At 45.8% G+C, this 23,809-nt stretch carries 20 protein-coding genes and 1 pseudogene; 11 read left to right on the plus strand and 10 right to left on the minus strand.

Annotation, left to right across the window (positions count from 1 at the left end; all coding sequences use genetic code 11):
• Positions 1-1,701 (plus strand): alpha-galactosidase (locus WG8_RS21655; protein ID WP_007432406.1); only part of this gene is annotated, 1,701 nt, incomplete at its 5' end.
• 164 nt (positions 1,702-1,865) lie between these two features.
• Here the strand turns inward: WG8_RS21655 and WG8_RS21660 are convergent.
• Entirely contained in the window at positions 1,866-2,489 is a 624-nt protein-coding gene (locus tag WG8_RS21660; protein ID WP_007432407.1) for a TetR/AcrR family transcriptional regulator, read from the minus strand.
• A 190-nt stretch (positions 2,490-2,679) separates the two neighbouring features.
• Here WG8_RS21660 and WG8_RS21665 point away from each other — a divergent pair, with 190 nt between their 5' ends.
• On the plus strand, positions 2,680-3,708 hold the full coding sequence (locus tag WG8_RS21665) for an aldo/keto reductase (protein ID WP_007432408.1): 1,029 nt from the start codon (positions 2,680-2,682) through the stop codon (positions 3,706-3,708).
• A 144-nt stretch (positions 3,709-3,852) separates the two neighbouring features.
• Here WG8_RS21665 and WG8_RS21670 read toward each other — a convergent pair whose 3' ends face one another.
• The 6 genes from WG8_RS21670 to WG8_RS21695 form a co-directional block, all read right to left on the minus strand.
• A complete protein-coding gene (locus WG8_RS21670) occupies positions 3,853-6,963 on the minus strand; it encodes an efflux RND transporter permease subunit (RefSeq protein WP_007432409.1) in 3,111 nt (1,036 codons plus the stop codon).
• Positions 6,960-8,372 carry an efflux RND transporter periplasmic adaptor subunit gene (locus WG8_RS21675; protein ID WP_043891323.1) on the minus strand — a complete coding sequence of 471 codons (1,413 nt, stop codon included), beginning with the start codon at positions 8,370-8,372 and terminating at the stop codon, positions 6,960-6,962. Before WG8_RS21675 ends, WG8_RS21670 begins: the two co-directional genes overlap by 4 nt.
• 146 nt (positions 8,373-8,518) lie before the next feature.
• Complete coding sequence (locus WG8_RS21680; RefSeq protein ID WP_007432411.1) at positions 8,519-9,169, minus strand: response regulator; 651 nt, start codon at positions 9,167-9,169, stop codon at positions 8,519-8,521.
• The gene (locus WG8_RS21685) at positions 9,166-10,395 is read right to left on the minus strand and encodes a sensor histidine kinase (RefSeq protein WP_007432412.1); all 1,230 of its coding nucleotides are present in this window, start codon (positions 10,393-10,395) and stop codon (positions 9,166-9,168) included. Before WG8_RS21685 ends, WG8_RS21680 begins: the two co-directional genes overlap by 4 nt.
• 207 nt (positions 10,396-10,602) lie before the next feature.
• Positions 10,603-11,397: an SDR family oxidoreductase gene (locus WG8_RS21690; protein WP_007432413.1), complete on the minus strand. Its 795-nt coding sequence runs from the start codon at positions 11,395-11,397 to the stop codon at positions 10,603-10,605.
• Positions 11,398-11,416: 19 nt separating this feature from the next.
• Entirely contained in the window at positions 11,417-11,734 is a 318-nt protein-coding gene (locus WG8_RS21695) for a DUF1330 domain-containing protein (protein WP_007432414.1), read from the minus strand.
• A gap of 127 nt (positions 11,735-11,861) precedes the next feature.
• Here WG8_RS21695 and WG8_RS21700 point away from each other — a divergent pair, with 127 nt between their 5' ends.
• Positions 11,862-12,767, plus strand: a complete 906-nt coding sequence (locus tag WG8_RS21700) for a LysR family transcriptional regulator (protein WP_442950084.1) — start codon at positions 11,862-11,864, stop codon at positions 12,765-12,767.
• 145 nt (positions 12,768-12,912) lie between these two features.
• Here the strand turns inward: WG8_RS21700 and WG8_RS21705 are convergent, their stop codons facing one another.
• Entirely contained in the window at positions 12,913-14,790 is a 1,878-nt protein-coding gene (locus WG8_RS21705; protein ID WP_007432416.1) for a fibronectin type III domain-containing protein, read from the minus strand.
• Positions 14,791-15,007: 217 nt separating this feature from the next.
• Between WG8_RS21705 and WG8_RS21710 the strand changes: the two genes are divergently transcribed.
• The gene (locus WG8_RS21710) at positions 15,008-15,337 is read left to right on the plus strand and encodes a DUF3817 domain-containing protein (protein WP_007432417.1); all 330 of its coding nucleotides are present in this window, start codon (positions 15,008-15,010) and stop codon (positions 15,335-15,337) included.
• Positions 15,338-15,476: 139 nt separating this feature from the next.
• Here the strand turns inward: WG8_RS21710 and WG8_RS21715 are convergent, their stop codons facing one another.
• Both WG8_RS21715 and WG8_RS21720 read right to left on the minus strand, forming a co-directional pair.
• Positions 15,477-15,728 carry a YolD-like family protein gene (locus WG8_RS21715; protein WP_007432418.1) on the minus strand — a complete coding sequence of 84 codons (252 nt, stop codon included), beginning with the start codon at positions 15,726-15,728 and terminating at the stop codon, positions 15,477-15,479.
• A 190-nt stretch (positions 15,729-15,918) separates the two neighbouring features.
• Entirely contained in the window at positions 15,919-16,488 is a 570-nt protein-coding gene (locus WG8_RS21720) for a TetR/AcrR family transcriptional regulator (RefSeq protein ID WP_007432419.1), read from the minus strand.
• A 137-nt stretch (positions 16,489-16,625) separates the two neighbouring features.
• Between WG8_RS21720 and WG8_RS21725 the strand changes: the two genes are divergently transcribed.
• The 7 genes and pseudogenes from WG8_RS21725 to WG8_RS28995 all read left to right on the plus strand — a co-directional run.
• On the plus strand, positions 16,626-18,089 hold the full coding sequence (locus tag WG8_RS21725) for a DHA2 family efflux MFS transporter permease subunit (RefSeq protein WP_198286472.1): 1,464 nt from the start codon (positions 16,626-16,628) through the stop codon (positions 18,087-18,089).
• 195 nt (positions 18,090-18,284) lie between these two features.
• Positions 18,285-19,826: a nickel ABC transporter substrate-binding protein gene (nikA, locus tag WG8_RS21730; RefSeq protein ID WP_007432421.1), complete on the plus strand. Its 1,542-nt coding sequence runs from the start codon at positions 18,285-18,287 to the stop codon at positions 19,824-19,826.
• A gap of 1 nt (position 19,827) precedes the next feature.
• Positions 19,828-20,772 (plus strand): nickel ABC transporter permease, encoded by a 945-nt coding sequence (gene nikB, locus WG8_RS21735; RefSeq protein WP_007432422.1) that lies wholly within the window; start codon positions 19,828-19,830, stop codon positions 20,770-20,772.
• Positions 20,769-21,623 (plus strand): nickel transporter permease, encoded by an 855-nt coding sequence (gene nikC / locus WG8_RS21740; protein WP_007432423.1) that lies wholly within the window; start codon positions 20,769-20,771, stop codon positions 21,621-21,623. Before nikB ends, nikC begins: the two co-directional genes overlap by 4 nt.
• A gap of 6 nt (positions 21,624-21,629) precedes the next feature.
• Positions 21,630-22,463, plus strand: a complete 834-nt coding sequence (locus WG8_RS21745; RefSeq protein ID WP_007432424.1) for an ATP-binding cassette domain-containing protein — start codon at positions 21,630-21,632, stop codon at positions 22,461-22,463.
• A complete protein-coding gene (locus WG8_RS21750) occupies positions 22,456-23,298 on the plus strand; it encodes an ABC transporter ATP-binding protein (protein WP_007432425.1) in 843 nt (280 codons plus the stop codon). Before WG8_RS21745 ends, WG8_RS21750 begins: the two co-directional genes overlap by 8 nt.
• Positions 23,265-23,809 (plus strand): annotated as a pseudogene (locus WG8_RS28995) (MATE family efflux transporter); the annotation flags it as partial. The gene WG8_RS21750 and the pseudogene WG8_RS28995, both read left to right, overlap by 34 nt.

Here is a 23,809-nt window from a genome sequence, read left to right on the forward strand (position 1 = left end):
GAGAAAGCCATGAGCGCTTCTGTCGATTTTGCAGATTCCAACTACCAAGCTCTCTACCTGTCCGGAGCCTGGGTGCGTGAAAGACATATCCAGCGCCGCGACCTCGGGCCTGGGGCTATTCGCTTGGAAAGTCGCCGGGGTTCCAGCAGTCACCAGATGAATCCCTTTCTGGCACTGCTTCGTCCTGATGCGACTGAAGATCGCGGAGATGTGTACGGCTTTAGTCTGGTCTACAGCAGCAACTTCGTTGCACAGGCAGAAGTAGAGCAGTTCAGCCAAACCCGTGTAAGTATCGGAATCAATCCCTTCGATTTCTCCTGGCGACTTGAACCAGGTCAGTTATTCCAGACCCCTGAAGCCGTACTGGTCTTTTCCGAAGAAGGTCTTGGGGGCATGTCGCGTACCTATCATCGGCTCTACCGCGCACGTCTGTGCCGGGGTGTTTACCGTGACAAAGAGCGCCCTATTCTCGTAAACAATTGGGAAGCCACTTATTTCAACTTCGACGCCGATAAAATCGAAGCGATTGCCAAGGAAGCGGGTCCCCTTGGTATTGAGCTCTTTGTTCTCGATGACGGTTGGTTTGGCAAACGCGACAATGACGATACTTCTCTTGGAGACTGGTTTGAAGACCGCCGCAAGCTGCCTGGAGGTCTTGCTGACCTGGCCAAACGAGTTAAAGAACAAGGATTACAGTTTGGGCTGTGGGTAGAGCCGGAAATGGTGTCTCCTGATAGTGAATTGTACCGCAAGCATCCCGATTGGTGTCTGCATGCTGAGGGTCGGCGGCGGACGGAAGGTCGGTCCCAGCTGGTGCTTGATCTCTCTCGCAAGGAAGTATGCGATTATTTGTACGAAACGCTTAGCTCCGTGTTCTCGATTGCTCCGATTACTTATGTCAAGTGGGACATGAACCGTAATATGACGGAGATTGCTTCGGCTACAGCTTCTAACGAACGGCAAAAGGAAACCGCACACCGTTATATGCTCGGGCTTTACGATCTGCTGGAACGTCTGACCTCCCGCTTCCCGAACATCTTGTTCGAAAGTTGCTCTGGAGGCGGCGGACGGTTCGATCCCGGAATGCTCTACTATATGCCGCAAACGTGGACCAGCGACGATACCGATGCGATTGAAAGATTGGCTATCCAGTACGGAACAAGCATCGTGTATCCGGCCAGCACCATGGGGGCACACGTATCGAGCGTGCCGAACCATCAGGTGGGACGAATCACCTCTCTCGCCATACGCGGCGACGTGGCCATGAGCGGCAACTTTGGCTACGAGCTTGACCTCACTGCATTTACAAAAGAAGAAAAGGAGCTCGCTGCCAAACAAATCGCTCAGTATAAGGAAATTCGTTCCCTTGTACAGCAGGGGAATATGTATCGGCTTCTTAGCCCGTTTGAAGGCCGAGGCGATACGGCCTGGATGTTCGTCAGCGAGGACCAGTCGGAAGCATTTGTTGCTTATTTCCGCGTGCTGGCTGAGCCAAATGGACCAATTCGGCGACTAACTCTAAAAGGACTTGACCCAGAGAAAAAGTATAAAATCGAAGACAGCGTTTCCCCTTTCTGTTCAGCGTTCGGCGGCGAAATCTTTGGAGGTGACCGCCTAATGAGAATCGGGCTTGTTGTCTCGGACCTGGCAGGGGATTTTGTCAGCTCTACCTTCCGCCTTAAGGCTATTCCCTGCGGATAACAGATGCAATCTAAAATGACGATAAGAAAAATCAAAACAAAGCAGACCGAAGAAACGGACTGCCTTGTTTAATAATTTCTCATTGTGTATTATTTTTATTTGAATTATGACCATGACCGGATAATGAAACAAAATAAATTTCTCTTTTGTAACAGGTTTAGCATCTATTCCCCCGTTACATTGTTCTCCGATTGAAAATGGTGTGAAAGACAGGGTGTCGTTTTAATAAATCGAGTTAGTAGACGTGCAATTTCAGCCGGAGGCAACGACTGATCCTTCATGAACCAATGCTGGATTAAACCAAACTGTGCATTGCCCAAATAAGCTATAAGATAACCAGAAGGATAAGTTGACCACTGAGCATGCGGATGATCTTGTTTCAGATTTTCATACAAACGGGTTCCAACCAGAAATTGCAGTCGGTCTCTTAATTCGCTGGGAGCCGAAGAATGGAATACGGCTTTAAAAAAATAAGCGTGTGTCTGCAAATATTCAAAAGCTTGGACAAATGCAGGAAAAGGTAATTCCTCATCGTCATGCAGCATCAGTTGGTTTAAGTCTATTGGTTCAAAAATATCCAGCAATCCTCGCATTATTTCCGTTTGTTCTATGAGATCGAAGATGTCTTTGTAATGTAAATAAAAAGTACCACGGTTAATGCCAGCTCTTTGCGTTACATTTTTTACGTTCAACTCTTTTATACCTTGATTCATTAGTATATCCAGCAGTGCTTGCTGAATCAGCCTGCGGCTGCGGATCACACGCAGATCGGTTTTTTCGCTCGTCATAACTTACTCCTTCCGACATTTAAACATACGTTAATCAACAATGTTAGAGTTGTGTCTTTTATAAGACAGTCTGTCTATACTGTTTATTGTCCCAGCAGATGATGAAAATTATAATGGACTCCAGAGCACTAAATCAACACGCGTTCAAAAAAATTGTGGGTGTTCAACAAAGTTGGGGGGAAGTATAAATATGCAGTACCGAAATCTGGCGCGTACAGGTATACAGGTCAGTCAGTATACTTTGGGCGGAGGAATGTACGGAGCATTGACGGGCAAAGAGGACAGCATACAGATCATACACCAAGCTTTAGATGCGGGAATTAATTTAATAGATACCTCTAATCGGTATGCAGATGGAGAATCTGAACGAATCATTGGTCAGGCGATTAAAGACAGACGTGATGACGTTATTCTAGCAACCAAATTTGGAGCTGAATCTAGTAACAAGCTGAATCAAAGCGGTGCGTCTCGTCGCTGGGTCCGGCAAGCAGTAGAACAAAGTCTCAAGCGACTGCAGACTGACTACATTGATCTCTACCAGTTGCACCAACCTGTGCCAGAGACTTCATTCGAAGAGATACTGGGCGTGCTGACCGATCTGGTCCAAGAAGGGAAGATTCGTTACATCGGAACTTCTAATCACCAAGCGTGGCAGCTGATGGAGGCGCAGGCGGTCAGTGACCGTCATCATTTTCAGAGGTTTATCAGTGAACAGTCACCGTACTCCATAATCAATCGGAGGATTGAATTGGATATCACCGAATTGGCACAGCGTTACAATCTTGCATTATTAACCTATGGACCGCTGGCTGGAGGATTGTTAACGGGTAAATACAGAGCCGGTCAGGCTCCTGACAGTCATTCAAGGGCCGCACGTTTAAAAGGCTCTGTTGGCCTTGCCCTTGATCCAGAATTACCGCAAAACAAATTAAAGTTTGATACCATCCGACAATTGCAGGAAGCTGCAGATCAGGCTGGGATCACGCTGGCACATATGGCGGTAGCGTTTGTTCAAAACCATCCGGCCGTCACTTCGACAATACTGGGTCCACGTACACCAGAGCAGTTAAGACAGTTTTTGGATGGAATTGACGTGCGTCTCAGCTCAGATTTGCTGGATGCCATTGATACGATAGTACCTCCCGGCATAAGAATAGATGAGAATGAACAAATCTGGAAACCCGAATGGTTGAATCCCTCCCGCCGAAGACGCATGTAAATAAAAGAACAAATGAATAAGACCACGCTCACCATTCATGGTATTACTCCAGCAAAAGAAAAAATCGTACATTAGGGCAAACACCCTAATGTACGATCAGGTAGGTTTCAAGCAGTACTATAATCTATCAATCTTTTGTATCATCTACAGAGACAATGAGTTATCGCTATTTGTACGCATTTCCTTCTTATGCTTCCGCTTCAGCTTCAGATTAGCTACTACCATATAAAGAGTCGGAACTACAAACAACGTTAAAATGGTTGAAAAGATGAGTCCGAATATAATGGTCGTTGCGAGCGGCTTGAACAGGACCTCTCCTATTGTAGCAATTGGGATCATACCGACAATCGCAGTTAGTGAAGTGAGCAAGATCGGACGGAAACGGGCAGAGCATGCCATGAGAATCGCTTCTGTCAAATCAGCCCCTTCACGCCGCGCATCTTCAATAAACTCTATCAACACGATACCATTACGCACGACAATACCAGCAAGTGAAATGATACCCATAATACTCATAAAGCCAATTGGCATACCTGAAATAAAACTACCCAGGATTCCTCCAGCCGCAGCCAGATAAACTGTGGTCATAATAATTAGCGGTGTAGAAACCGAGTAAAATTGCATGGTAATCAAGAGCAGAATAAGAAAAACAACGATAATAGCTAATTTGCCCAAATCCATAAATATATCGGACTGTGCAGATGTTTCCCCTCCCATCTCCCAAGTATACCCCGGCTCAAACTGTGTATTTGCAAGCTTGCTACGGATATCCTGGGTGAGTTCGGTAGCCGTACGCCCATTGGCATTGGCTGAAATTGTTACAGTCCGTTCCAGATCATAACGATGAATTTGCTGGATGGAAAAGTCCGGTTTCATCGCAGCTAATTGGGATAAAGGAATTTGCTCGTTTGCCGCATTGGTCACAGTTAATTGTTGGAATAATACCTCTGGATCATTATTTGGCTTGTCCATGTAGATATTGATATCCAGCAATTCTTTACCCGTATCAAAATCCGTCACATTCACCCCGTCCCCCATTAATAACAAAGTACGGGTTAAGTTGGAATAGCTCACTTTATATTTGTCCAGGGCCTGCTGGTTGACTTGAAAATTCAAATTATAGCTTTGCATCCCCATATTATCGGTTACATCTACAGTCCCAGTGGTCCCCGCAACAATTTCTTTTACTTTGGTTGCCATCTTTTGCAGTTTTCCAATGTCTTCACCTTTAATACGGATAGACACTGCACTGCCAACCGGAATACCTAGTTGAGGCACACGTATGCTGATGGATGCTGATGGATATTTAGCTTGCAGTGTATGGCTCCAACGATCAACTGTTTTCTTGATATCAAATACTCCTTCTTTCCCCAGAACCGAAAGTTGACCGTGAACTGCTCCCCCAGAGCCACCGCCACCTGCAACATCGCTGTACATCTGAGGTGCTCCTCCACCTGCTGCTGCTGACAGCCGTTCTGTTTCTGGTTGTTTTTGGACCCAGCTCCCGATCTCGTTTATAACCTGATTGGTGGCTTGCAACGACGTTCCTTCTGGCATCGTTACGCTTATGGTGGCGTCCGCCTGATCGGATTCCGGAAATAATTGAATGGGAACAACCGCAACTAGTCCATATGTTGCCGTACCAATCGTAAGACCTAGAAGAGCGGTAAAAAGCGGACGTCGCAGTATTCTCGGCATCCAGCTCTTGGAGTATACATTGGAGAGGGACTGTATTTGCTTACCAAGAAGCCCCGGCGGCTTGATCGTATTGCTGCGTTCTTTGCCCTTACGACGGTTATCGTACCATTGACGGAAAATAGGAATGATCGTAAGGGACATAATCATCGAGGCCAACATCGTTAACGATATAACGGTAGGAATCGGTTTGATAAAGTCTCCAATATTGCCCGGCAGAAATAAAAGCGGGGCAAAGGCTGCAACCGTAGCCAGCGTGGCTGTAATGATTGACAAGGAGACCTCTTTCGTTCCTTTAATGGCTGCCTGGGTAGCATCTTCTCCAAATTCAGAGCGTCGTCGTTCAATGTTGTCATTGACCACGACGGCATCATCGACCAATATACCTAGCACAATGATTAATCCGATGACTGAAATTTGATTTAGCGTCGTCCCTGTCATCGGCAAGAAAATAAAGCCGATTGCAATAGAAACAGGAATGGCCAAGGCCACAAACGCAGAAGTCAGCAAATTTAATCCTAATGTACAAACCACAATGACCGATATAATAGCGATGATCATCTCTTTGGTCAGATTACCAAAAATCTCACTTACACGATCATTTTGAGCAAACAGCAGTTCAAAATGTACATTCTTAGGCAAGCCACTTGCAAGTTCATTGATTTTGGCTGCTGCTGCTTTGGAAACCGTTGGTACATCTGTACCTGTATCTCCACTCAAACTGATCGAAATCGCAGGCTTGGTATTCACATACGTATAATTGGCCGCCTTTTTATAAACAAGCGAGGCTGTACCTACATCCTTCAAGTATATTGGAAATCCATCTTCATTGCTTGAAATCTCGATGTTATTTAAAACATTCGGGTCAGTTGAGGCATTCACCGTCAATTGGTAAGTGCGCTGATTGAAATCCAAACTTCCTGTAGGAACTCTGTCATTCTCATCTTTGATTGCTTGAACAACCTGTTCCCAGGAGAGGTTATATTGCTGCATTTTTTGTGTATTCAAACTGATACGTATTTCTTGATCTGGTATACCCTGAATATTAACTTGCGAAATGCCTGATACCGTCTTTAATTGATCCTTCCATTTGTTCATCAATTCATTTAACGAGTATAAATTCTCAACTTTATCAGAGGTAATGGCATATGAACCGATAAAAGAGCTTGTCATGCTATCATTTATAATGGGTTGCTTGGCATCAGCCGGAAGCTCGGACTGTGCATCCTGCACCTTTGTGCGAAGATCAGCCCACACTTTTGTTGGATCTGCGTCATTAAAAGCCTCTATACTTATACTGGATTGGCCTTTAGATGAAGTGGAAGAAATCGTTTTGACACCTTGGACTTCTTTAATTTTCTGTTCCAATATCTTGGTAATGGTTTGCTCAATTCTTTCAGGCGAGGCACCCGGATAGACCGTTGTAACACTTGCTGCCATAGGAACAACATCGGGCTGCTCCTGTTTAGGTAGCGATGTAAAGTTGAAAAGTCCCAGCATAATGCACATGCCAAAGAAAATAAGGGTAATCTTCTGCTTTTTAACGATGTATTTAATCATTTGGACGACTCCTTCGATTCCCCAAGTACATCACCATTAAATAAGGTTCCTGCTCCTTGCGTAACGATGAGATCACCTGCTTGCAGTCCAGAGACAACTTCGAACTGATTATTCGTCACTTTTCCAACTTTAATCGGCGTTTTAACGGCCTTATCATTTACAGCTTTGAAAACATAAGGGGCATCTCCGTTGCTAATTACAGCCTCTACTGGCACTAACAATGCATTGGTTTGACTCACGCTTTTAGCGGCACTGATAACTTGTCCCGGCTTCCAATTCAGCTCAGGATTGGGAATGCTGACTTCCACATTGATGCTTCCTGTTTTGGAATTAGTCGATGGATAGATCTGGGTGACAGTCCCTGTTCGAATTTCATTATAGAGAGAGACATTGACTTTTTGATCTTTCTTCCACGATAAGATTTCACTGTCAGGTACGGGCAGAAGCACTTTTAAAGTACTAATATTTCCAACCGTAAATGCCTCACTTCCACTGGAGCCCAGTTGACCATCAGCAACCTTTTTCTCAATCACAACACCGGTGATCGGAGAAGTTAAGGTAGCTTTTTTCAGAGACAAAGATGACTGTTCATATGCAGCTACTGCATCCTCATAAGTCGCCTGCGCCTGAGCTTTACTGGCCAGCCCTTGTTGCCTAGTAGCGATAGACGACTCCAGCCCTGCCCTGGCCTGATCTACACCAGCCGAAGCTTGGGCACGCTCTTCCTGAGAAGCCCCTGCAAGCAGGAGCGACAATTGCTCTTGCGCGTCAACCAAATTTTTATGTGCGTTCGTTAGTTCGAGTTGCGCATTTTCATTTTCCGTCAATGATACCCCACCTGCCTGAAATAAACTTTGGCTCCGGGCAGCATCTGCCTTTTTCTTGTTGTAACTACTGGCTGCCGCATCTACGGCATTCTGTGCCTTTACAATTTCCTGTTTTTTGGCGCCGTTGTTTAATTCCTGCAATTTGGATTGGGCCGCGTCGACCTGGGATTGTGCATTACGAATACCTGCCTGTGCCGATTGAACAGAAGCGTCCGCTTGGCTGACACCTGCTTTTGCCTTTTCCATGGTTGCCCTTGCCCGATCGAGCTGTAACTGGTAAGCGGATGTGTCTAACTTCGCAAGGATACTTCCTTTTTGTACAGAGTCTCCTACTTCAACCATCGTGTTCAATATACGTCCATCCGCTTCAAAGGAAACTGTGGCTTCATGGCTTGCCTGCAATGTTCCCGCCAAATTAAACTCATTACCTAAAGGCTTCATCGTTACTTTTTGAATTTGTACCGGCTGACCGGATTTGGCAGTGGTCGTGTCCTCCGAAGCGCTTGAGCAACCGGAAACCACCATAGCGAAAGTGACTCCCGTGACTAGCATTTTGATTCGTGTACTATTCAACAATTTCATCCTCCTCGACTTCCTTCTAAGCAGCTTAACTGCATGCATTCTCTTTTCACAGTACAACAATTAACAAACAAAAAAATCGTACATAAGGGCAAGCTCCTCATGTACGATAGGGCAAATCGAAATACCTATTTTTTTATTTACCATTATTAAAGATGCAGGATACCTCGTTCCAGAGACACGGCTACCGCCTCGGATCGGGAATCGACGCCTAGCTTGTTGTAAATGTTCGTTAAATGTGCTTTCACGGTCCGTTCTGAAATCCCCATATCGAACGCTATTTCTTTGCTCCTAAGCCCCCGTGCAACGGACTGTAATATGAGTATTTCTTTCTCTGTCAGTATTGAAGTATCTTCACGCTGCTCACGCTCAGGTTCCTTTTTGCTTGTATTAGCAAAAACTCTAGCCGTAATTTCCGGCTGAAGAAGTGTCTCTCCCCTTAATGCGGATTCAATCGTCCGAAATAAATTTTCACGGCTGGTATCCTTTAACAAATATCCTTTGGCTCCCAAAGATAGCCCCTGAATCATTAAATCATCCTCGTTGTAGGTTGTCAGGATAATAATCGGCGTTTTATTTTGCTTCTCTTTTAAAGCTTTCATCGTTTCCAATCCGCTCATATGTGGCATATATAGATCCATTAAGATTACATCCGGCCGAAGCTCCTCAACCAGGGCAAGCGCTGTTGCTCCTTCTTCCGCTTCACCAACCACTTCGTAGCTGTCATTTGTCTCTATAACAAGCTTTAGCCCTTCTCTAACCACCCAATGATCATCTACGATTAATATTTTATATTTCATAAAATGTCTCCTTTAGCAAGGGGTGCCTCTATTTTAACAGTTGTTCCCTCTTGAGCTGTGCTGTTGATCTCGATGATCCCGCCCAGCAAGCGTGCACGCTCATGAATGCCTATTAATCCGTAATGTCCTGTTTGTCTGGCAATGATATTTGTATTAAATCCTTTTCCATCATCACGGATTTCTATAGAAAGTAACCCTTGATGATCTAAAATAGAGATCCACACGTTCTTGGCATGCGAATGCCTGGCTACATTCGTTAGACATTCACTTATGATGTGTAGTCCATGTTCAATCATCAGCCTGGATACCGACGCTCTAATCTTGATGTCCAGTGATGTTTGAATTCCGGTAGCCATCGTAAAACGCTGTGCTTCTTCCCGGATTGCATCAGCAAAGTCGACTTCCGAGGCTGATTTGGAGCGCAGATTGTCTATTGCCCGTCGTGAGTCTGCCAGCGCCTTGCGCGCTTGTGACATGGACTGCTGAACGATTTCATGAGCTCTCTGCGCGCTGCCTTTTGTCAGGTGAGCATCTATGGCTTCCAGCTGCATAATAAGCCCGGCAAGGCCTTGAGCCAGTGTATCATGCAAATCCCGTGCCATGCGTTGCCGTTCATTGGCTAGCGTAAGCTCTTCCACTTTTTGATGTGCAAGCTCCAGCTCAGCAAGAAAGTTTTGGGTACGAATCCGCGCATTAACCTGCCTGTAGAAAAGATTAGCGTAGGCAGCCACGACAATGGCAATAAGAATAAGCAGCGAAATAAATAACACGGAGCTATCGCTGTCGTAACTCCATATCATGTAAGAACAAAAAAGCAGATAGAAACCAAAAAACACAAATACAACTTTTTTTGCTTGATAATAAACACCAATGCTTTGACCGATTAAAGCAGGTGTTAATCCAACCAGCACAATGGGAAAGCTTTTAGGCAGAAGAAAGGCGCTTGAAAAGATGATGGCTCCTTGAATAATAAAATAAAACCATGAACAGTAGTGTAGAACTTTACGAACATGCCAGTACAAAAGTACGTGCACAATCATGGCCAAAGAAAACAAAATACTTTGAAACGGCATTATTGTATGTTTATTCTGAAAAATAAGCCCTTCACTATGAATCAAAATGGCCCATATTATAATAGGAACTCTGGATGTACTAATTCGATCTCTATCGCCGTCGTTTATCTTCAAGTTTACACCTTGATCATGTTCATTGGATTCTTTGTCCATAGTCCACCTCTTTATGTCTTGGGTTCAACTTTTATATTTTATCATTTTGCCGCTTAGTTCAAAAAATAAAACGATTCCTCAAGCTATTTTAACAAAATGATGGAGTTAAAAAAAACGTACACACGGGCGAAGACGAGTGTACGTTCGGGCAAAATATATTTCATTCCTATTCCCTACTACAGATGTAATCGGGGCTATGATTTTACTTTAGACAGTGGGAATCGTTCCACCGTCAATGACATAGTTGGCGCCTGTAATGGAGCCGGCACGGTCAGAAGCCAGGAATGCTGCCAATTCGGCAACTTCTTCCGGATAGCCAGGACGGCCTAAAGGAATGCCTCCCAAAGCATCCATTACGGATTGAAGCGCGCTCTCAATACTGCCTGTTACCTTAGCGATATTCTCCATCATTGCATCAGCAGCAGTGGTTTGGATAAATCCAGGTGATACGGTATTAATACGGATGCCTTTGGGAGAAAACTCCTTGGATAAGCTTTTACTATAGTTAGTCAAAGCGGCTTTGGAAGCTGCATAAGGTACTGTTGACTCGTACAGCGGCAATTTGCCTTGAATCGATGAAATGTGAACAATTACACCTTTCCCCTTGTCCAGCATCATCGGAAGCAATCCACGATCCAGACGAACAGCAGCAAGTAAATTCCAATTCAAAGTTTCAATCCAGTTCTCATCCGTTGCTGCCAGAGCACCACCTGGAGGAGTATTAGAACCGCCAACATTATTGACTAAAATATCAATGGTTCCAAAACGCTCTTGAACTGCCTGGACAACTTTTTCTACACCTGCAGGGGTTGAAATATCTGCTTGCACAAACAGGTCAGGATTAACAAGCTCAGCCGGAATGGAACGTGCAGTCGTCAGGACGGCAGCACCAGCCGCCGCAAATCTTTGAGCGATCTTTTCCCCCATCCCTTTAGTACCGCCTGTTACAAGCACTTTCTTACCTTCGAATTCAGTCATTGGGTTTGCATAAGTGATAGCCATTAAATTTGATTTCCTCCTTTTATTCGAAAAAAACGCCTTTCTCCTCTTTCGGAATTCCTTCAATAATCATTCCACGATAGGTTCCGCCCTTCAATCGGTGCTGCACGGCATCCTGATAGGCGGGACTATAATACCAAGCTTTTGCTTCCTCAAAACTAGGGAACTCCAGCAACGCAGCTCCTTCAGCTTCAGGACCCTCGATGACTTCATGCATACCATACACGGCTAATGGTGTAACAGGATGCCCTTCCAAGCCGATTGGAGCTTTGGCGGAATAAAGCTTGAGTTCTTCCGGATCATTCGTTTTCTCCCGTATAAAAATGACATAGGCCGTCATACTGATTACAACTCCTTTCGTTATTTGTGAAGTCTTCCAAACCCAAAGTTATTGTAATCTTGACATGAATTGATTGTCTAATTTATAGTTTTAATGAAATCTATTATTATTATTCATAATTCAAGAGGTGTTCCTATTGGAGCTTACACAATTGCAGTATTTTTTAACGGTTGCCCGTCTTCAACATATGACCAGCGCATCAAAGGCGCTTAACATAACCCAACCTGCATTAAGTCATGCGATTTCCAAACTGGAAAATGAACTCGGAATTCCTCTATTTGAACGGAATGGCCGGAATGTAGAGCTTAACCGATACGGGAGAATATTTAGCAAATGGGTCGAGGAAGCCCTGAATAATCTTGAAAAGGGAAAACAGGAGATTGAAGAATTGTCCAATCCCGATCATGGTGTCATACACATTTCTTATTTGAACATTTTGGGTATTGATCTGGTTCCAGCTTTAATCAGAGATTATCAGACCACCAATCCGAATGTGCGTTTTGATTTGACACAAGGCAACCTTGGCGACATCAACGAGCATTTTGATAAAGGTCATTCCGACTTGATGATTACTTCAAGAGAGTCCACCGTAGACAATCATGAATGGATTGTTATACAGAAAACGCCTTTGTATATTGTTGTTTCTGATCAGCATTCTTTCGCCAACCGATCCTCTTTAAGTTTGTTTGATTTATCCGGTGAGCCCTTTGTTGGTCTCAAGAACAATTGCGGGCTCAAAGCCACCATAACGTCCCGCTTCGAAAATACAGGTTTTATGTTGAGTTCCACTTTTGATGCAGAAGATTTGCCCACAGTGGCAGGATTTATTAAAGCCGGGCTTGGGGTATCGGTGCTTCCCAAAACCTTCGGCTTAATGCTCGATGGACTTGTATGGGTTCCGATTCAGGAGGAAGGCTGGGAATGGGAAGTAGGATTGAAATGGAGAAAAGACCGCTATATATCTCCAGCGGCCAAGCGATTTATTGATTATATCGCCCAAAGGACAGCTTTGCCTTCTGCGTTTACCTACTAGCTATAATTATAGACATCAAGTATTCGTACAGAAAATACATTAATGACCGATAAAAGGAAATAAACGGCATCTTCAAAAAAAAGAAACCCTGGGCTATTGAAATAAGCCCGGGTTTCTTGAAACAGAGTTTAACATACAGAAGCCTTTATTTTGTAATCGTAATTTGCTTGGATGCAGTATTATAGTTCACCTGATAGCCCGAAAGCTCGCTAATCACTCGCAGTGGAACCAGTGTAGAGCCGTTAACGATAATTGGCGCTGTGATGTTCGTCGAGTAATTCCGGGAGTTATTTAACTCATACACGGCCAGGGTCGTATTCTTGATTTGAAGCACCACTTGTTTACCGTCAGTAGGGCGATTCATGATGATTTTTTTGGTTGCTTTATCATAGTTTACCTGGTAGCCCACCCGTTCACTGATAAAGCGCAACGGGACCATCGTTACCCCATTTATGATTCGCGGAGCCTGAGCCATCGTCGTAGCACGACCATCGACATAAGCTGCTTTAGCTCCTGGTGTCAGGGTGAACGAAGTTGAATATGAGGAAACCGCATTGTTAGAGTTTGAGGACGTTGTACCGGAACTGGAAGTGGTTGTAGTAGTGCTCGTCCCGGACGATGAACTACTGGTACCAATCGCTCGATTGCGAATAGCTTCCAGCCGATCCAGCAGGTCGCTTTTACGTGTCCCGCTCGGCAGATCACTGATTGCGTCTCTGGCAGAACGCCAGTCGGAAGCATTCAGACTGTTTTCTGCAATTCGCATCAAATCTCTTGCTTTCTCATAGTTCGATGAATAGGATGATGACGACGAGGAATCACTATAACCATCTGTGCGTTCCGACACCTCTACCCCGCTGGACTCTCTACCACTGCTATTTACCGTTGTGACCTTAATCTCGTACCAGCGTCCTTCACGCAAACCCGTAATTTTATAGGATTCGGAGGATGTAGTCCCCTTGTAGTCACCATCAGCATATATTTTTACTTTTTCAGCCGAACTCGGCATATCGTAAGTGATTTTGATCCAAGTATCACTCTTGCTATCTACATCAAGATTGGAAACTTCCGACGAATTGGAGGACGTGCTGTTCGTTGTAGCCGTCAGCCTTACACCGGAGGACAATGCACCTGTGCTTCGTTTGGATTTAATCGTAAATGAATACGACGTTCCTGATGAAAGATTGTTGAAAGTGTAAGACGTTCCTGATGAGTCTGTAATCAGTGATCCGTCCCGATATAAACTGACCGTATTAATTCCGCTAGGCCTCGTCCAGGAAACAGTAACGCTATAGTTATTAACTGATGTCACTGAAGCTCCTGTCACTTCTGGCACAGTATCGACGGTGAGCGCTGAGGTCGTAACCGGAATACTGATGCCTCCAGATATGTTGCCGGATTTGTCTATAGTCCTGATCGTTACGTTATAGTTTGTAGACGCAATTAATCCACTGAACGTATAGGACGTCCCTGTAGTTCGCTGCATTTCCTTGCCATTTAAATAGATAATAGCTTGGCTCAAGTCTGTATCCTTGGGCATTATGTAATTTACGGTAAAAGCGTTGTACCCCAAATTCGCCACGCTCAGCCCGCTAACCTCTCCTGGAGGCGTCTTATCTACAGGAGCATCCACGGAAGCAGTTTTGGCCTGTATTATAGTGCCAGGAGAATCATTCCCACTTTTATCCACCGTCTTTACCCGGAAGGTATATGCCGTATTCGGCTGTAAGCCACTCAACGTATAAGAGTTGCTTCGAATGTTGTCTACATACACAGCGTTACTGACACCGATCACCTGTACATGGTCAAAATTGATGTCCGACGGGTTAGTCCAAGACAAATTCACTCTTGTTGTATCTAGCGCAGCCGCATTCAAATTGCTTACCTCCGCTGGTGCAACACTCAGAGCAGCGGATTGGCTCGCCAACGCATCTGTTCCTCCCCAGATGCCATATCCCGTATTTAAAATCAGTGTAGCCGTTGCGAACGGAGCCATCCATTGGCGCAAACGCTTTTTATTCATGGTCAATGCTCTCCTTAATGGTTACATGTTCATTTAAATGTTATCGGAATTATCATAGAGAATGTTTAGGGCTTCACCTTATTTGATGTTAGGTGAAAACTCAGACAGCCCCTTGGATATGCTGTAAATATTCGATATATCGTAACTTTTTACCGTTTTATAGCATCGGTTTGTAGGTTATATTAAATTTTAATTAATAAAAGAAAGGAGATTTATGATGTTCAGAAATGCATTTAAGACCTTTGGTTTCATCGGTAATATTGAAGCAATTTCATATTTGCTGCTCGTATGTATCGCCATGCCTCTTAAATACGCAGCCGGGATGCCGCAAATGGTAAGCTGGGTGGGGATGATTCATGGGGTACTGTTCGTGGCTTATGTGGCTGCGACTGTAGTCATGCTGATTTTACGGAAAATAACAATACTGCAAGGGCTTATGGCCTTGATTGCCTCACTGCTACCATTTGGGCCTTTCATTTTTGATCGTAAGGTGCTGAAGAAAGCCGAAGCACGTGGTAATAACCCTACCACTATAAAGGCTACATAAGCATATACGAGGCTTCTTCTCTCTATGCGACATATATACAAAAACAACCGATGGCTTCAAACCACTCGGTTGTTTTTTGAATAGAGATTGAAAAATGCTACTTTTTAGGTTTTCCTTCTACTTAACTATGTAAGCTTGACTAATCTCTCGGGTAATTGACACTCATAATGTCCATAAAAGGAACCTTATCCGTTTCACCATTATTCTCTACATGAACTCTTCCCGTTCTTGGGTCCATTTTGACGATTTGTCCGCGGACTGCTTCTTCACGCCCCCATACGGTCAATACAACTTCGGATTGCTCCTGTTGCGCTTCTACAAGCTGATTTCCGATTTCCTCCAGCACAAATTCATCCCGAGTAGGCCGTTTAGCCACTTTCGCCTTTGCCACTTGTATTCACCCTCTCTTTCGTGCAAAATCAAATTCATTCCATTTTACCATACTTTTCATCATTTGGTGCTGGTAATCTGAGTAAAATCTTCATCCACGGGTACATAAAAAGAGCCGATTTCTCAAAACAAGAAAATCGGCTCTCAATGCAGTTGTTCGAGCTTATTTCAGAGCAGTTTGAAGGTTCTGGTTATTTGATCAGCTGTGGAATATAATCCACTACATTATAAATGGGTGCACTGCTCTGTTGAGTAACCGCCAGTATTAAAGCTCCTTCCAACATGGAAATAATAAGCACCGCCAAACTACGCGCCTTTTCTTCCGTCCAGCCTGCTGCCTGAAGGCGTTCCGTATAAATATGCTGCCAATCTGTAAACGTATTCACACAGGCATAGCGAAGAGAATCACTAATGCAGGAAGTTTCTGCAGCAGCCCAAAAGCCAAAGGGTATGAATCCGCTAAAGCCGTTACGGTCTGCATCCTCAGCTGTTTCGCGAATAAATTCCTGAATGGCCAGTACGGGATCATCGTTTCCTGCCAGAGCCTTCTTCAATTTTTGTTTAACAAGCTCATTCCCTCTTCTAATACACTCCAACGCCAACTCTTCTTTGCCACGTGGAAAATAATAGTATAGAGACCCCTTCGGGGACCCGCTTTCTGCAATAATCTGATTAAGCCCAGTAGCGTGATACCCCTGATGAAAAAAGAGCTTCGACGCGGTTTGTACGATATTCTCATATGATTCGGGTTTAGCAGCCATATACAGCATCCTTCATTGTATAATATTTTAATTTTTACTTTGACAAAAAAATAACAGCATGTTTATTATATATAGACCGATCGTTATAATTCAATACCCATCAATATATTGGAGGAACAAAAAACAACATGAGTACAATGAGTCAAACAAGCGCTCCTTCTGAACCCACAACGTTCAAGGTGCTGCCTATTATGATTGCCCTGCTGCTTAGCGGTTTTATCGGAATGTTTAGTGAGACGGCGCTGAACATTGCGCTGAATGATTTAATGCAGATTTTGCACATTACGACAGCAACAGCCCAATGGCTGACTACAGCTTTTCTGCTGACACTCGGTATTTTGGTACCTGTATCTGGATTGCTGCTTCAAACCTTCACGACAAGACAGCTGTTTGTTGCATCGTTGCTATTTTCTATTGCAGGTTGTCTTGTTGCTGCGCTCGCACCTACATTTTCTGTGCTATTGATCGCGCGCATCCTTCAGGCCGTCGGCACAGCGCTGTTGTTGCCGTTGATGTTTAATACCATCTTGATCATTTTCCCGGCTGAAAAGAGAGGCGCGGCTATGGGAATCATCGGATTGGTGATTATGTTTGCACCTGCGGTTGGACCTACCATTGCAGGACTGGTGCTGCAAAATCTGTCCTGGCACTGGATTTTCTGGATCTCCCTTCCGTTCCTGGTACTCTCGTTAATCTTCGGCATTTTATTTATGCAAAATGTTTCGAAAATTACCAAGCCGAAAATTGACATTTTATCTATTCTATTGTCCTCCATCGGCTTTGGCGGTGTCGTATTCGGTTTCAGTAAATCCGGAGAAGGCGGCGAGGGCTGGACCAGCCCGGTTGTTTTGCTGCCGGTGATCATCGGGCTGATCGCGTTGATCCTGTTTTCGATGCGCCAGTTAAAAATGAAGCAGCCTATGCTGAATTTGCGTGTTTTTAAATATCCGATGTTTGTCATCGGAGTCGTGATGATCTTCCTGTGTATGATGACCATCCTTTCTACGATGTTAATTCTTCCGCTCTTTTTGCAAAAAGGGCTGGCCCTGTCCGCTCTGACAGCAGGTTTGGTGCTTCTGCCAGGTGGGATTATCAATGGTCTCTTGTCTCCTATTATGGGCTCCCTGTTCGATAAATTCGGACCCAAATGGCTCGTCATCCCGGGGCTTGCGATCGTTGTCGCTGTTTTGTTTTTCCTGTCCGGCATTACGACGACATCAGCTATCGTACTCATTATTGTGCTTCATTGCTGCCTGATGATCGGGATATCCATGATCATGATGCCAGCTCAGACGAATGGGCTAAATCAGCTGCCTCTGGAGCTTTACCCGGATGGAACAGCCATTATGAGCACGCTCCAGCAAGTTGCTGGTGCTATTGGTACAGCCATAGCAGTAAGCATTCTCTCCAAAGGCATGGAAAGCTATTTGAGCCAATCCAGTATGCCTGAATCCGTAAACGAAATGGCGAATGCCATGGTATTCGGGTCCCAGCATTCATTTTTCTTTGCCATGATTGTCAGTGTGATCGGGCTATTCCTTGCCTTTTTTATCCGCAGAGTTCATGTCAAAAAAGGAGCAGCTCAAGCTCCGATGCACTAATTGACAAGCCCACAGTAATCTGAAATCAAAATCAAAGGCTGCTGACCTTATTTCCACGGTCAAGCAGCCTTTTTCTCTATGAATCGATATACATATTCATGCAATTACATATTTACAAAGCTCCCCCATTTGGTTACGATATGCTTTATGAAGTAAATTGTAAAAATTACGATTACTATTAAGGGGGATTATCAGTTGTTTAAGCGTCCATATTTGAAGCTATTCATACCTGCAGTCATGGCGGTGATGGTGGCGGCCTGCTCATCATCTCCATCAGGCTCACTCACTTCATCTGATGCAAACGCACCACAAGATAAAAGTGTCACCTTATTGTTCAACGTACAAAGCTCCTCCATAGATCCGCATACGGATGTGAATTATACAGCCGTCCGCGCTGGAGTGGGTGAAACACTGGTCAAAGTGAACAAAGACCTCAAGCTGGAAGCTTGGCTTGCAGAGAAATGGAACAGCAAGGATGGACAGCACTGGACATTTAACATCCGTCCAGGCGTGAAATTCCATAGCAGTAAGCCCGTTGATGCCGCTGCTGTAAAAGCGTCTCTGGAAAGAGCGCAAAAACTCAACCCCTCGGTTAAAAATGCGCTGCATATTCGTGACATCCAGGCGAATGGGCAGATTTTGAAGGTTACGACAGACAGGCCTTTCCCGGAATTTGCGTCTGAGCTGGTTCACCCCAATACGGCGGTCATAGATACTTCCTCAACAGATGCCCTCCCATCGGGGACGGGGCCGTTCAAGGCTGCGAGCTTTCGTGCCGGTAGTGAACTGAATTTGGAACGCAACAATCAATATTGGAACGGTGAAGTGAAATTGAAGCAGGCCAAGTTCGTATTTAACGAAGACGCCAATGCGCGTCAGCTTGCTTTTCAAGCCAAGGACGCTGATATTGTATATCGTCCGCCGATTGAAAGCCTGGACCTGCTGAAAGCCGATTCCACGGTCAAGGTGGACTCTCTGCCCAGCCTGCGAACGCATCAGCTCATTTACAATATGAACAACAACGATCTGAAAAAGACGGCCGTGCGCAAAGCCTTCGACCATCTGATTAATCGTGATGAGATTGCCAATGGCATCATGTCTGGTCAGGGGACTCCCGCTCAGGGTCCGTTCCTGTCCGGTTTTCCTTTTTCGCCAGCATATGCTATGAAAAAGTTTGATTTGAGCGCTGCACGAGACAGCTTCAAGCAAGCTGGATATTCCGGGCAAGACGGCAAAGTGAAAGCGCCCGATGGACAAGCTCTCCATCTCACGTTATTGACTTATCAGTCAAGGGCGGAGCTTCCGCTCATTTCACAGCTAATCCAGGCTAACGCCAAGGAGCTCGGTATTACAATTGATATCCGGCAGGTCGATAATATCGACGAATATCTTGCCGCTCATCAGGATTGGGATTTGGCAACTTACAGCAGTATTACTGCTCCGCGTGGCGACGGAAGCTATTTTTTGAACGCGGCTTACATGCCTGAGGGGGCACTGAATTACGGACATGTGCACTTGCCAAAATTGGAGGCTGTGATTACGAAGCTGAATAGGGCGGTGAATGAGGAACAACGCAACAAACTGGCTCTGGAGGCTGTCTCGATGATTGATCAGGAAACCCTGCAATCCTTTCTTGTTCATCCGAACAACGTAGTGGCCTACCGCAATTACGTACATAACTGGGTAACAAGCCAAAGTGAGTACTACCTGCTAACCCAGGACCTGGATGTGGACTAGCATGCTCAAATCCATCGCCAAAAAGCTTCTTGAACTGGTATTGTTCTTTCTTATTCTCTCCTTTGTAAGCTTTTGTCTGCTCAAGCTGGTTCCGGGCGATCCTGTCCGGAGCATTCTCCGGGTAGATGATGTAGCTGTGTCCAATCAGCAAATTGCGGATATGCGCAGCCAACTCGGACTCGATCAGTCGTTACCTGTGCAATATGGCAAGTGGCTGGTTCAGTTGCTTCAGTTTGATTTTGGACAGTCTTATTTAACCCAGCGTCCGGTATTTGCAGAGTTTATGGAAAAACTGCCTTATACCCTCCTGCTGACCGGTGGCTCTCTGTTCATTATGCTGCTCATTGCGCTTCCAATGGGAACGATGGCTGCGCTGTATCGCAACCGCTGGATTGACAACGCCAGTCGTATGTTTGCCTTAATTGGCTCCTCGATTCCTAGCTTTTGGCTCGGTCTCTTGTTTATCGAATGGTTTGCGGTTAAACTGCGTATTTTGCCGTCTATGGGTGAAGGAACCATTTTTCATCTGGTGCTCCCTTCCCTCACCTTGGGACTGGCGATGGCAGCCGTTTATGTACGAATGATCCGCGCCAGTCTGATTGAAAGCTCGGGACAAGATTTTATCAAGGCAGCGCAAGCCCGGGGAATCAGTCCGGCTCGCATCTTTTTCAGACATATGTTCCGGCACAGTCTTGTTCCACTCATTACCGTATTCAGTGAGAGCATAGGCAGTCTATTGGGAGGTACGGTTGTGATTGAAGTGCTATTCGCCTATCCGGGGCTGGGCAAATGGATTGTGGATGCAATTGCCGCAAGAGATTATCCCATTATTCAGGGTTATACACTGTTTATGGCCGTGTTCATTGTATGTATCAATATGGCGGTAGAGCTATCCTACCGTTGGATTAATCCCGAAATGGCTTTGAAGGAGAAACGTCCATCATGATAAAATCCTCTCATGCGGAAAGCAGGCAGTTCGTCAGTCGACAACGGTCCAGAACTTGGATTATGCTGCTCTCTATCCTGCTCATTCTTGCAGTAATTACAGTGATTCCGCTCCTTGCTCCCCAAGATCCGTACCGTATTCAGATGGGGAATCGGCTCCAGCCGATCAGCGCAGCTTACTGGCTGGGAACCGATCATTTGGGTAGAGATGTGCTATCAAGAGTGATGACAGGACTTCGAACGACTGTCGGAACGAGCTTGTTGATCTTGGCCGTTTCACTGGTTGTCGGGGTTCCGCTCGGCCTGCTGTCAGGATTTGTCGGGGGATGGTTTGATCGTATATTCAAACGAGTGGTCGATGCTTTCATGACATTACCCGATTATATTTTTGCGATTGTGCTGAGCGGCCTACTCGGGCCAGGCTTGATGAATCTTATTTTCGCGGTGACTGCGGTAAAATGGGTCAGTTATGCACGGCTGGTACGCAGTACCGTACTCGCTGAAAAGCAAAAGGATTATATTTCGTTATCCATACTGGCAGGTACATCCTCCCTGCAAATTGTCATGCGGCATATTCTGCCCCATGCGATTGGGAATGTCCTGGTACTGGCTGCACTGGATATTGGCAAAATCATCTTAATGATTGCCTCCCTGTCCTTTTTAGGCTTAGGTCCGCAACCGCCGATACCCGAATGGGGTGCCATGCTGAATGAAGGACGAGCATATTTTCAAATGGCGCCCCACCTGATGCTGGTTCCCGGAATGGCTGTCGTGCTCACGGTGCTACTGGCGAATATGCTGGGAGACAAGCTGCGTGACCAATATGATGTTAAAACACGGACGGAGGAGTGACCCGATATGCTGTCTATTAAAGGCTTAACGATTCGATCAAAAGCAAACACCGTTGTAGACCAGTTGGAGCTCGCCATTCGTCCGGGGGAGTGGTTTGCCCTTGCCGGAGAAAGCGGCAGCGGCAAAAGCATGACGGCTTCCGCAATCGGTGGGCTGCTCCCCTCTTCTTTTACAGCGCACGGAGTTATTGCCTGGAAGGGCAACAATTTGCTGACCTTGTCCGCCAAACAAAGACGTTCCTTGCTTGGCAATGAAATCTCGTATATTTTTCAAGACTATCACGGAGCGTTTACCCCCTTTCTGCGAATAGGCAGTCAACTGGACGAGCTGATGCACGCTCATGGCTGTCCAGATCGCAATGCGCGTAAACAGCGCTGTATAGAGGTCCTTGAGCACGTACAGCTTCCCGCCGAGCGGGTATACCGCAGCTATCCGTTCCAGCTCAGCGGCGGTCAGCTGCAACGAGCGGCTATTGCGGCCGCATTGTTGCTAAAGCCACAGCTTCTGATTGCCGACGAACCAACAACCGCGCTGGACACCCTGACAGCTCACCGGGTGCTCCAGCTCATCGACCGAATCCGGATGGAAACGGGGATTTCTGTCCTATGGATCACTCACGATCTCCGCCATGTCCGCAAGTATGCGGATCGAATCGCGGTGATGCGTACTGGCTCGCTGGTCGAGAGCGGCGAGACACAAGCGGTGCTGGATCATCCGACACATCCGTATACACGTCGTCTGCTGACAGCGATTCCGCCGCTGGCCCCAAATGCTCCGGCACGTTTACCGTACAGCACTGAAGAACAAATCACACCAGAAAGGAGCGGTTTACATGGATGATCACGTCTCCTCTCTTCAACATGTACACACATCTAATCCTGTTGTCACCGTCTCCGGTTTGACGAAGGCTTTCACCGGAGGCAAGACGGTGCTGCGCAATGTTTCTCTGTCGATTTCAGCCCAAGAGTGTCTGGGCATTGTCGGAGAAAGCGGTAGTGGGAAAAGCACGCTTGCCCGCTGTATTTTAACGCTGGACTCGTTTGATGAGGGTGAGCTTGTGCTGGATGGGCAAACGGTCCGTGGATTAAAGCGAAATGAGTTAAAACGGTTACGCAGCAGGCTGGGTGCGGTATTTCAGCATCCCGCAGCAGCTTTAAACTCCAGACTGACCATTCTGCAATCCCTGCTGGAACCGCTGGATCAGCTTAAGGGCTATGTCCCCTCCTATATGAAGGGCATGCCTTCGGGGCGTCGGGAAATAGCAGCGCACCTGCTCGGTATGGTCAAGCTTCCAACCAGCTATATGGATAAGTACCCGCATCAGCTCAGCGGCGGAGAGAAGCAGCGCGTAACCATTGCGCGCGCAATCAGCACAGAGCCGGACTTTATCGTGCTCGACGAGCCAACGGCAAGTCTGGATGTGACAACGCAGGCGACGGTTTTAAATCTGCTCAAGGACTTACAGGATGAACTTGGAGTGGCTTATCTGTTCATTTCCCATGATCTGGCGGCCGTACACTTCATGAGTGATCGGATCATGGTCATGAAAGATGGCAGTGTACTTGAGGATTTTGCCAAGGAAGCTCTATTCCAGCCTGATCGCCATCCATATACCCAATCTTTACTGGAGGTTTTTTCAACATGTTGCCTACCCACCGAGCCTATCTTGCTTTAGCAATCCCTTTAATTCTTTCGACGATTACAACCCCACTGCTCGGTGCGGTGGATACGGCGGTAATCGGTCATTTGAGTCATGCCTCCTTTTTGGGCGGTGTGGCTGTAGGCACTCTTATTTTCAATACTTTATATTGGCTGTTTGGCTTTCTGCGCGTCAGTACATCAGCATTTACCGCACAGGCAGCGGGGGCTCAAAATAACGATCATAGCATAGCTGCGCTCATGCGCCCACTGGCCATTGCTTTACTGGTCGGCGGGTTATTCATTATACTGCAAAAGCCGATCCTGCTGGCCTCTTTACAGTTAATCCATCCTGCTCAGGATGTAGCTGCGCAGGCAGCGATATATTTTAACATTCGTATTTGGGGAGCGCCGCTTACGCTGGTAAACTATGTGCTGCTCGGCTGGCTGATGGGATTATCCCGCGTGAAAGCTACCTTATTTCTGCAAATTACGATGAATGTGATCAATATGGTATTGGCCATTGCGTTCACACAAATCATGCAATG

It is taken from the genome of Paenibacillus sp. Aloe-11 (assembly GCF_000245715.1).
In the GTDB taxonomy this organism is placed as follows: Bacteria; Bacillota; Bacilli; order Paenibacillales; family Paenibacillaceae; genus Paenibacillus; species Paenibacillus kribbensis.

Excerpts from the sequence above, each read along its gene's own strand:
- WG8_RS21660 (WP_007432407.1), bottom strand. The coding sequence starts at position 2,489 with ATGACGAGCGAAAAAACCGATCTGCGTGTGATCCGCAGCCGCAGGCTG.
- WG8_RS21705 (WP_007432416.1), bottom strand. The coding sequence starts at position 14,790 with ATGAATAAAAAGCGTTTGCGCCAATGGATGGCTCCGTTCGCAACGGCT.
- WG8_RS21745 (WP_007432424.1), top strand. The coding sequence starts at position 21,630 with ATGCTGTCTATTAAAGGCTTAACGATTCGATCAAAAGCAAACACCGTT.
- nikB (WP_007432422.1), top strand. The coding sequence starts at position 19,828 with ATGCTCAAATCCATCGCCAAAAAGCTTCTTGAACTGGTATTGTTCTTT.
- WG8_RS21695 (WP_007432414.1), bottom strand. The coding sequence starts at position 11,734 with ATGACGGCCTATGTCATTTTTATACGGGAGAAAACGAATGATCCGGAA.
- nikC (WP_007432423.1), top strand. The coding sequence starts at position 20,769 with ATGATAAAATCCTCTCATGCGGAAAGCAGGCAGTTCGTCAGTCGACAA.
- WG8_RS21665 (WP_007432408.1), top strand. The coding sequence starts at position 2,680 with ATGCAGTACCGAAATCTGGCGCGTACAGGTATACAGGTCAGTCAGTAT.
- WG8_RS21720 (WP_007432419.1), bottom strand. The coding sequence starts at position 16,488 with ATGGCTGCTAAACCCGAATCATATGAGAATATCGTACAAACCGCGTCG.
- WG8_RS21685 (WP_007432412.1), bottom strand. The coding sequence starts at position 10,395 with ATGGACAAAGAATCCAATGAACATGATCAAGGTGTAAACTTGAAGATA.
- WG8_RS21670 (WP_007432409.1), bottom strand. The coding sequence starts at position 6,963 with ATGATTAAATACATCGTTAAAAAGCAGAAGATTACCCTTATTTTCTTT.
- WG8_RS21675 (WP_043891323.1), bottom strand. The coding sequence starts at position 8,372 with ATGAAATTGTTGAATAGTACACGAATCAAAATGCTAGTCACGGGAGTC.
- WG8_RS21725 (WP_198286472.1), top strand. The coding sequence starts at position 16,626 with ATGAGTCAAACAAGCGCTCCTTCTGAACCCACAACGTTCAAGGTGCTG.
- WG8_RS21710 (WP_007432417.1), top strand. The coding sequence starts at position 15,008 with ATGTTCAGAAATGCATTTAAGACCTTTGGTTTCATCGGTAATATTGAA.
- WG8_RS21680 (WP_007432411.1), bottom strand. The coding sequence starts at position 9,169 with ATGAAATATAAAATATTAATCGTAGATGATCATTGGGTGGTTAGAGAA.
- WG8_RS21690 (WP_007432413.1), bottom strand. The coding sequence starts at position 11,397 with ATGGCTATCACTTATGCAAACCCAATGACTGAATTCGAAGGTAAGAAA.
- WG8_RS21750 (WP_007432425.1), top strand. The coding sequence starts at position 22,456 with ATGGATGATCACGTCTCCTCTCTTCAACATGTACACACATCTAATCCT.